Source organism: Exiguobacterium sp. A1_3_1 (assembly GCF_048985645.1).
GTDB lineage: Bacteria > Bacillota > Bacilli > Exiguobacteriales > Exiguobacteriaceae > Exiguobacterium_A > Exiguobacterium_A indicum.
The window spans coordinates 1-9,913 of the sequence record NZ_WBYY01000123.1 but is presented as its reverse complement, the minus strand read 5'-3'; the positions used below and the strand labels follow the sequence as shown (position 1 = coordinate 9,913).

Annotated in this window: 9 protein-coding genes and 1 pseudogene; 7 read left to right on the top strand and 3 right to left on the bottom strand. The window is 43.5% G+C overall.

Annotated elements, in window-relative coordinates:
- Window positions 1-1,426 (top strand): annotated as a pseudogene (locus F8N00_RS12775) (DUF5057 domain-containing protein); the annotation flags it as partial.
- An 18-nt stretch (window positions 1,427-1,444) separates the two neighbouring features.
- Window positions 1,445-2,131: an ankyrin repeat domain-containing protein gene (locus tag F8N00_RS12770; protein ID WP_023468966.1), complete on the top strand. Its 687-nt coding sequence runs from the start codon at window positions 1,445-1,447 to the stop codon at window positions 2,129-2,131.
- Between the two features lie 46 nt (window positions 2,132-2,177).
- On the opposite strand, the gene F8N00_RS12765 is transcribed toward F8N00_RS12770, so the two are convergent.
- From F8N00_RS12765 to F8N00_RS12755, 3 genes are read right to left on the bottom strand one after another with little or no spacing between them, the layout of a single operon-like run.
- A complete protein-coding gene (locus tag F8N00_RS12765; RefSeq protein ID WP_023468965.1) occupies window positions 2,178-3,749 on the bottom strand; it encodes a type II secretion system protein in 1,572 nt (523 codons plus the stop codon).
- An 18-nt stretch (window positions 3,750-3,767) separates the two neighbouring features.
- Complete coding sequence (locus F8N00_RS12760; RefSeq protein WP_023468964.1) at window positions 3,768-4,388, bottom strand: PilW family protein; 621 nt, start codon at window positions 4,386-4,388, stop codon at window positions 3,768-3,770.
- A complete protein-coding gene (locus F8N00_RS12755; RefSeq protein ID WP_023468963.1) occupies window positions 4,351-4,878 on the bottom strand; it encodes a type IV pilus modification PilV family protein in 528 nt (175 codons plus the stop codon). The genes F8N00_RS12760 and F8N00_RS12755 overlap by 38 nt, the downstream gene beginning before the upstream one ends.
- A 176-nt stretch (window positions 4,879-5,054) precedes the next feature.
- Here F8N00_RS12755 and F8N00_RS12750 point away from each other — a divergent pair, with 176 nt between their 5' ends.
- The 5 genes from F8N00_RS12750 to F8N00_RS12730 form a co-directional block, all read left to right on the top strand.
- The gene (locus F8N00_RS12750; protein ID WP_041255164.1) at window positions 5,055-6,389 is read left to right on the top strand and encodes a G5 domain-containing protein; all 1,335 of its coding nucleotides are present in this window, start codon (window positions 5,055-5,057) and stop codon (window positions 6,387-6,389) included.
- Window positions 6,390-6,405: 16 nt separating this feature from the next.
- Window positions 6,406-6,720, top strand: a complete 315-nt coding sequence (locus F8N00_RS12745) for a hypothetical protein (RefSeq protein WP_023468961.1) — start codon at window positions 6,406-6,408, stop codon at window positions 6,718-6,720.
- Between the two features lie 8 nt (window positions 6,721-6,728).
- Complete coding sequence (locus F8N00_RS12740; RefSeq protein WP_023468960.1) at window positions 6,729-8,393, top strand: GspE/PulE family protein; 1,665 nt, start codon at window positions 6,729-6,731, stop codon at window positions 8,391-8,393.
- A complete protein-coding gene (locus tag F8N00_RS12735) occupies window positions 8,390-9,436 on the top strand; it encodes a type IV pilus twitching motility protein PilT (RefSeq protein ID WP_023468959.1) in 1,047 nt (348 codons plus the stop codon). Before F8N00_RS12740 ends, F8N00_RS12735 begins: the two co-directional genes overlap by 4 nt.
- Window positions 9,437-9,440: 4 nt before the next feature.
- On the top strand, window positions 9,441-9,913 hold a 473-nt coding region (locus F8N00_RS12730), incomplete at its 3' end, for a type II secretion system F family protein (RefSeq protein ID WP_421018343.1).

Here is a 9,913-nt window from a genome sequence, read left to right as displayed (position 1 = left end):
GGGCTCGGAGATGTGTATAAGAGACAGGTCTATAAAAGGCTACGCACCAAACATTGAATACGATGAAGCACTTGACGGCATTTACCAAGGGCAGTGGGTAGCTAAACAATCAGAAATAACATTTAAAGTAAAAGTAAAAGCTAAAGAATCTGCGGGCATTTACACGCTCGATAAAAAAGATAATGTGCTAACATCAACTAAAAATGTCTATAAAAATGAAACAAATCGTTCAGATAAACTAACGACAGTAAATAATGATCCACAAGCATTTCCGACACTTGGCTACGCATTGACACCGGCATTTGCGACAAGTGCGAAGATTCCATCCGTCAAGATGGATATCACGACACCATCGTATAAAGTCTTGCCAGAAATTAATCCGACAGGTAGCCAATACGGAACGTTGAAATGGTCGATCGTCGATCCGACGATTGCCTCAATCGATGAAGCAGGAGTCATTAAACCGAAAAAAGTCGGTACGACACAAATCAAATTAGTCGTTCCTGTAGGTAATGGAAAAGAACTCACGACGACATCTGATCTCGTGATCAATGATGTATTTGGTGGACTGATTGTAAGAAACGTACCGGATACACTGTACGTTGGTGAAACGAAATCCATGACGGGACTCGCTTCGATGATTTCAGGAAACGAGACACCGATTCAATGGATCATCACGAATGATTCGCATGTCAAAACGAATGGTTTATCGAAAAACACATTAGATTTGACCGGGAAAACACCTGGAACGATCACAGTTAAAGCTGTCGTTCCGGCAGAAGCAGGAAGTTCGACATACCTTGCCCAGTCTACGACCTATACAATTCAAGTGAAGCTACCGGAACTTTCGGTCGCCCCAAGTAATCTTGAACTCTGGGTCGGATCAACACAAGATGTGACGGCAACATTCAAACCGAATTACCCGTTACCATTTACGACGTCTACGTTGAGTAGTGCGATTGAACTGATACCAACAGCGAACGGTTATACGATTACAGGTAAGACCGGTACTCCAAATGGAGCTGTCGAAGCATTACTCACGTTGACGGATTTCCCAGATACGGTAGCAAAGACACTCGTTCGAGTCCGTGAGAACCCGACCAGCGTAACAGCTGATGATTTAATCATGACGATGAAGGATGAAAACAAACGACCACTCTTAGGGTGGTTCCCGGAAACGACGACTGAACGATTTTACCGGATGGAAGTGACGCAAGGGAAAGAGTACGTCAAAATCGATCCGATGGGCCAAGCGTTGCAACCGTTACGTCCTGGTGTGGCTCGCATTAAAGTCACTGTGCTAAAAGAAAATAAAGATGTGTTGGAAGTCTTGAAAAATGATCAGAAAACACCTTTGAGTACAACATTCAAGGTGACGATTGGTTCAGATTCAGGATCAACCGACTTGGATGGAGATGTATATTAAAAAGTGGGGAAGTTGGATATGAAACGAAAACGCATCGTTGTCATCCTTTTGATCGTGATTTTGACTGGAGTCGGAGTTACAAGTTACGTCATCCAATCGAATCGAAAAACTGAACTAGAACAGGCGTTACGTTCAGAAAAGCCTATGGAATTAGCATCCGCGTTAAAAAGTTCAGACATGTCTACATCGGAAAAAAATCGTTATATTGGTCGTTTTCAAGAGACGCTTGCATTTGAAAAGGCTGAATTGCTATTAGATTCTAAGACATCTCAAAATCAAATGAATTGGTTTTATGCGGCGCAGTTTGCTCCTCGGGATACAGTGGCTACTTGGCTAAAAAAGGGAGCAAAAGTGAATCAGTTAAATCAGAAGAAACAATCTGTTCTTCATGTGGCAACAAGTGTGAATCGTTCCAGTGATGCGTATGCTTTACTCGTCAAGCGCGCAACGTCTAAAGATTTAAATCGAATCGATGCGTACGGTCATACCCCTTTGTTTTATGCCACACTTGATCAAAATGAGACAGTCATCGAGTTACTTTTAGGGGCTGGTGCCAATCCGAACTTAGGAAAAGAACGTCCGATCTATGAGACAGTCAAACAAAATCGAAAAGATTTATTTGAATTGTTGAAACAGCACAAGGCAAAGGTAGAAACGAAACAAGTAAAGAAGATTGCAAAAATGTATCGTGCTACGACATTCTAAGCAATAACGAAGAGCCCCTCATCGAGTTGATGAGGGGCTCTTCTGATTACTGTTGAATACGTTTTGGTGTTTCGACATACATTTGGACAGAACGATTTAAAGGTAATAAGGAAGTTGGATTTTTCAAAACGGTTGCATCATAGGCCATGCGTAATCGAGAAGCCTCAGCATCCGCAGATTTATTGGCAATCATGAGTCTTTCTAAATCCCTCACATTGGCAGGGAACTGATTCTCTGCTAAATCGAGTTTTCCACGATAGGCGTTTACTTCTAGTTTCCCTTTCGTAAAGATGCCACCACGTACGTTCATCGTCGACCCGACAGAGTAGATCGTATTGATTTGATCGTCATCGCTGTAAAGGAAAGCATTTAAGTCAGGCGTAGTCGTTCGGGGTGTTGAAAATTTATTCACCCGGTTGATGACGAGTGTTCCTTTACTGAGTAGAATTAACGTGTTTTGTTTCGTTGAGGAAGTGAGACCTTGAATATTCGCATCATCGAGACGACTTGTACCTGTCGTATAAATCGTTGTCGCAAAACCGACATTCCCTCGAACGAGGAGGTTACCTAGGACGACAAGCGGCCGTTTGATTTCTAACGGCTGATCAACGGAATTCAGTGAAGAAATTGTCAGATTCCCATTGATGATCAAAGGCTCGAGCGTCTCTTGTACTAAATCATCCGTCAATGTGATCGTATTATTTGTGTTCGGTGCCGGGCTAATCATCTGTCGTTTCGTATCAAGTGCCGTCAGAAACGGACCTGTTAAGACCGATTTTGGAATAGCCGAGTCCTTTAAGGAGGTAGTAATTTGTGTAATCGGTGTATTCACCGGCAGCTTTAAAAAGTCATTCAAAGCGTAGTTGAAGTCGAATGGAACAAGCGCTTCTTTCGTTGAGACGAGGTCCGTTGATCCTTTTGGATCAAAAATGCTACGGTCACAAGATAAATAATCTTCACATTGCAGCAAAGGTAGATTTTTTTCTTGGAACACCCGAATTTGACCAGCGACATAAGGAAGTGCTTGTGTATTTGTGAACGTCCCATTTTCATTATTGTATTTAAAATAAGGAGTAGCGGTTGCTTTTAAAGGATTTCGCGAGAAGATATTACCTTCGATGAAGGGCGCACCTTTGATAATGACTTGGTTATCCGAACCAAGCGTATAGTACAAGAAGCTTGGAATAGCAGACAGATACACGCGTTGGCGATATGTCTTGCGAATCACAGGCTGATCACCCTTTTGTTTCTCGACTGTTGCGGTTAAATCTAATGCTTTAACTCGGATATTCGAGGCGGTCTCGTTTACTTCGACCGAGACACTCGGGACGATGGATTTTAAAGGTAAGATGATTGAGCTATTCAAATTACTGAATAGTGCTTGTGAAGATGTCGTAGGTGAAGTGCCCGTCGTCTTGACGACGATTTGCTGTAATGCAGCAACGGCTTGATCCAAATCATTTTGAGTGGATGTCTCGACATCTATATCCGTTTCACGGATTTCAGTTAATCGTGTGGACTGTAGACTGATACCAATCGTGGCTATGGCAAGAACGGAAAGTACCGTTAGCGTGACGAGTACGAATAATAAGGTGTAGCCTTGTTCAGATTTACGCATGATTAGTTCCTTTCTGAATTAAAATCCAATCGTACTCGTGAAGGTCTGTACTTCTTCTTGATCAGTTGACTGGATTCGAGTCGTGATGGTCAAAATACCATGGATGACATAACGACCAGGATACGTACTTCCGGTGATCGTTTGATATTCAGGACTAGATAATGTGAAGGTTTGAAAAAGTTCGGATTGCTCATCGATTGATTGTGGCTCTGACGTATAGACGAGTTTATCGCCTTGTTGCTGTTCGGTCAGGAATGTATATGTAACAGGCTTCACGGTAGATGCGGATGCTGAAGCTTCTTCTGTTGCATTGAACGGTTGAAATCCACTAGCTCGTTCAAGTAATCCCGTCTCATTGTTTAGCGTAGGCAACGTTCTTTTATAAAAAGAGAGTGTTTTAGATTCATCGATGCGAATCGCATCAAAGCCACTGACCTCATTTAAAATGATACCGATCCGACTATCCGCTTCACTACGTAATTCACTAATGATACCAGTTGCTCGAAAACTTTTCGTTCCGGAAATGAATACCGTCAAGATGACAGCACTGAAAATAGAAGCAACGACGATTGAGACAAGTAGTTCGACGAGTGTGAATCCTTCACTTTGTTGTTGGAAAACTTTGGTTGAGCGTCGCATTCGTAATCGATCCTTTCAAAGTCGTAATCGGTTCAGTCGTTCCTTCTACATACACGTATACATAAAGATCGAGTAGATTCGGATTCACTTCACCTTCCATTTTATGAGGTGTCACACTGTACTTCACATCAAATGAAATATTGTTGATTTCAGGATCAGTAAAAATTGACGTACAAATAGCCGATACACCACAAGAAGGAGTGGCGGGTTCTGGAATCACATAATTTCCATTCAGATAAACGGCCTTCAGTGCTTCTTGAGATAATGAAACAAAAGAAAAGGCTTCATTCGTTGTCGCTTCAATCGCTTCTCGCTTTATGTAAGAAGTAGCATTTTTAGCTAAATAGTTCGCAAACGTCAATTCCGTGCTAGTGCGTGATGCTGAAAGAGATTGCGAAAAGATACTGATCAATGAGACAGAGATAATCGACAGAATCGTAATACTGACAAGGACCTCGATTAATGAAAATCCATCTTGTTTGTGTTGCATATGCTCACCTCTTCATTTCTATCGGAAAAAACATCAATTGGATGAAGTTCAAAAACCTACAGACATTCACAGTTAGAGAAAAGAATTGTCAGGATAGACTTATGTTTCATCATGATATTCATTATAATGGAAATACTAGGCACCTGAAATGATTAATTCATACAGAAAGGAAACAGATGATGCTCAATACAAAGCGTTTTGCTGTACATACACTTTTACTCGTCTTACTCGTGGTTTTGATTTATGTGCCATCTTTCGCCTTAATTTCCTTTACCGGAAAGGCGACTGAACAGACGACTTTTTCTGAAACGGCTAAAGTTGGATCTGTTCCTGTAAGCGGGATGAGTCGTAAAGAAGCTGAATCCGCAGTCCAAAAAGCGATTACGGAATGGTCCAAAAAAACACCGTTGACGACGGGTACAGGAGAAGAAACGTTACCGGTACCAACTGAATTGGTGACATTTGATTCTGAGGAATCTGTTAAAAAAGCGTCTCTGAAAACGGGAGGAGACTTAATTCTCTCAATCGATGACGAAATGCTACAAAGTTTTCTATCTACGCAACCTGTCAGCTATTCACAAGAACAAACGGAAGCGTTTAAAACATGGTTAACGAATACAAGCAAGACATTAGCTGAAGGGAATTTTGATCCTTCACAAACGTCAGAGTCGTCTGCTGAAGGTGAGGTCGTATCAAGTATCACGTTTTCAACACGTTCAGCAGCAGAAGAACAAATGATTACAGGCATGGCAAACGTCGAAATCAAGCCAGATCAATTAATGAATGTGAAAACGTATGGTATGGATCCAATCGCCGCTTCTTACGTTGGAAGTAAATTATACGAATTGTTCGCAAAAACACCATTTGAAATCGTGGAACGCATGCCACATGCGACACTCCCCGATGATATTACACTAGGTTACGATGTCAAAATTGACGAAAAAACAGATTTTGCTGTTCGCAATACGCAAGCATCAGTTTATCGCCTCGTCGCCACGCAAGAGGGAAGCGACGTGACGATTGAACTACGTGGAGCACCGATAAAAGAGGCAGTGACTGTCGTGTTGGAAGGAGAAAAGACAATTCCATTTAGAACCATTACTCGTTACTCAGCTACGCTTTCAGCCGGGACGACGAATGATACGCAAGCTGGCGAAGAAGGAAAATCGATTGAAGTCTACCGTGTAATGAAGACCACTAAAGGGGAACAGAAAAAACTTCTTTCCTTGGATTTTTATGCAGCGATTCCTGCTGTCATCACGAAAAGCAGTCAAGAAGAACAGGCTCCTGTCGTAGTTCCACCAACCGAAGAAACACCATCTGAAGAAACGGATTCAGAGACATCAACTGATCCGAATTCTGAAGATCCACAAACGGATGGAACAGTTGAAACGCCAGAGACACCTACTTCACCGGACAGCCCAGATTCACCAACGACACCAGATGAGAATAATCAAGGTGATCCCGCTTCGCCGGTAGAAGATGAGTCGACAGGAGAAGCTGTCGGCTAAACGAGGAGGGAAGAGTATGAATTGGACGACGATTGCAATTGAACTTGGAATCATCATCGGACTTGCGACAATCATTTGTGGATTGATGTTTGCGGTGACGATTCCATATGTGACCTCGATTCAGGCGAAGTCAGTATTATCCATCGCAGCGATTATCATGGTGACACTGATCTATTTTAGTGTTCAGTTGGATTGGATTAGTAATCCTTTTGTAGCGATCGGTATGGTATTACTGTGTGTCGTAACGGGAGGCGTTACGAGTCTGATTGATGAAAAGAAACAAAAGCGAACTGTAATGATTGAAGACGAATCATGGCATGCGGAAGGATGACGGACTAAATGGCGATGAAGCGAAAACGACTCGGTGAAATGTTAATCGAAGAGAGTTTAGTGACAGAGAGTCAAATCGATGAGGCACTTTCTGTAAAACGACCAACTGAAAAATTGGGTGACGCGTTACTCCGCCTCGGTCATTTGACGGAACAACAATTACTAGAAGCGCTCCATCATCAGTTAAAGATTCCGATCATTCAACTGTATAATTATCCGGTCGATGTCGCGGTGACGAAATTGATTTCAAAAGAGTTAGCACAGCGGCATACGTTAGTTCCGGTCTACCGTGAAGGAAATCGTTTATTTATTGCCATGGCGGATCCGATGGACTTGATTGCAATCGATGATTTACGGATGCAGACGGGTCTAGTGATTGACGTAGGTATTGCGACACGGGACGAAATCAGACGAACGATTTTGAAGTATTATGATATCGATTCATCGTTGCGCGATTTGTTGGAGTCAGATGATATGACGGAGATGGACCAGTCGCGCGACGTGGTGACACGTGAAGATGCGCCAATCATTCGTCTCGTTAATCAAATCTTAGAAAATGCGATTGCACAACGGGCATCCGATATTCATATGGATCCCCAGGAAACATCGATGACGATTCGAATTCGAATCGATGGAGAACTTCGAACGGAAAATAATTATCCGAAGCAGATTCAAAGCATTTTAACGACACGAATCAAGGTCATGAGTGAGCTTGATATTACGGAATCCCGGTTACCGCAAGATGGGCGAATCAAATATGTCTTTAATGGACTAGCTTACGACTTCCGTGTTTCTACACTACCTACCGTATACGGGGAAAAAGTCGTTATTCGAATTTTGGATAGTTCCAATTCGAATATTTCCATCTCTAAAATTGGTTTTAGCTCACGGAATGAATCACAGTTCCGAGAAATGTTAAAACGACCGAACGGTATTATTTTAATTACCGGGCCAACCGGTTCAGGGAAATCATCGACATTGTATGCAGCCTTAAATGAGTTGAATGATGAGTCACGCAATATCATCACCGTCGAAGATCCGGTTGAGTACCAGGTCGATGGCATCAATCAGGTCCAAGTGAATGCGAAGATCGGTTTGACATTTGCGAGTGGTCTCCGATCGATTCTCCGTCAGGATCCGAACGTCGTCATGGTCGGTGAGATTCGCGATATTGAAACAGCAGAAATATCGATCCGTGCTTCTTTGACGGGACACTTAGTTCTATCCACGCTTCATACGAATTCAGCAGTTAGTTCAATTACACGGTTGATCGATATGGGCGTTGAATCATTTCTCGTCGCAGCTTCACTTAGCGGATTGATCGCACAACGACTCGTCCGCCGTGTTTGTCGGGACTGCGGAGAAGCCCACTCGTTATCAACGCGGGAACAGGAGCTGTTTGATCAAGAAGGAATCGAAGCGACGACTGTCATGCGAGGTCGTGGCTGCTCATCTTGTAATATGACTGGATATCGAGGTCGTGTCGCGATTCAGGAAGTCATCATGATTGACGAAGTCTTACGGCGCATGATCATGAACCAGTCGACGGAAAGTGACATCACAGCGTACGTTAAATCGCAAGGACAACGTTTCCTTCTAGCTGATGGTCTATCGAAAGTAGCTGATGGTATCACGACGACAGAAGAAATTTTACGGACGGTGATTTCAGAATGAATCAAACGATGGAACGTGCCCAAATCGAAGATATTCTTCGTTCCTCGAAGGAACGAGGGGCATCCGATGTTCATTTGACTGCCGGATCCCCTCCTGTGTTTCGGATCAATGGAACACTGACACCATATGGATCCGAGAAGATGAAACCAGTCATCATTGACGGGTTCGTTCGTTCGTTGATCACGGAAGACATGTATCAGCAACTGAAGCAGGATCGAGATATTGATTTTTCGTTTGGTGTGACAGGTGTAGCACGATATCGGGTCAATTGTTTTTATCAGCGAGGCGCATTATCGATGGCCTTTCGAACGATCCCGACAGAAGTGCCTTCGCTTGAACAGTTAGGACTTCCTCCAGTCATCAAGCGATTTTTGACGAAGCCACATGGTCTCATCCTTGTCACGGGTCCAACAGGTTCCGGGAAGTCGACGACGCTTGCTGCGATGATTAACGAAATCAATCAAACAATGTATAAACGGATCATCACACTGGAAGACCCGATTGAATACTTACATAGTCATCGAAAGAGCTTAATTGATCAACGGGAGATTGGAATTGATGCGCCACGTTTTTCGACAGGATTGCGCTCAGCGCTTCGCCAAGATCCGGATGTGATTTTACTGGGAGAAATGCGCGACCTTGAGACGATTGCTACCGCGGTAACGGCTGCTGAAACCGGTCATCTTGTCTTTGCGACGGTGCATACGGCAACAGCAGCTTCAACGGTCAGTCGCATCATCGATGTATTTCCGTCGGAGCAACAAGATCAGATTCGGGCACAGCTAGCGAACGTCCTAGCAGGTGTCATCTCACAACGACTCATGCCACGATCGGACGGGACAGGACGTGTTGCGGCTTTAGAAATCATGGTTGATACACCAGCTGTCTCCAACTTGATTCGGACGGGTAAGGAATATCAGATTCAATCCGTTTTACAGACGGGTAAACAATATGGCATGCAAACGATGCAGATGGCTTTACAAGATTTGGTCAGCCGCGGTTTGATTCCGGCATCTGCTGCAACACCATACATATCGGGGTGAAGGGATGGCAGTATTCATTTACGAAGGTCGAACGATGGCCGGAAAACGAAAAAAAGGCAAGATCACTGCCTTGTCAAAGCGCGAGGCGGCAGAACGTCTTCGAACGGATCAAATTGCTGTCACATTGCTTGAAAAGCAAGAATCAAAAGGGTTAAATACCGAGATTACGTTTTTAAGTGCTAAACCGAAGATTGAACACCTCGTCATGTATGCGCGTCAGTTTGCAACGCTCGTTCGATCCGGTGTTTCGATTGTTAGGGCAACCGAAATTTTACGTAAACAAACAGAATCAAAACCACTCGAGCGAGCGCTTGTCGAGGTGGAAGATGATTTGCGTAGTGGGATTCAGTTTTCCCAGGCAATCGAAAAACATCCTCGTGTATTTGATACGTTTTTCGTTAGTATGGCGATGGCGGGAGAAGCGAGTGGTAATCTCGAAGAGGCGCTAGATAATATCTGTCTCTTATACACATCTCC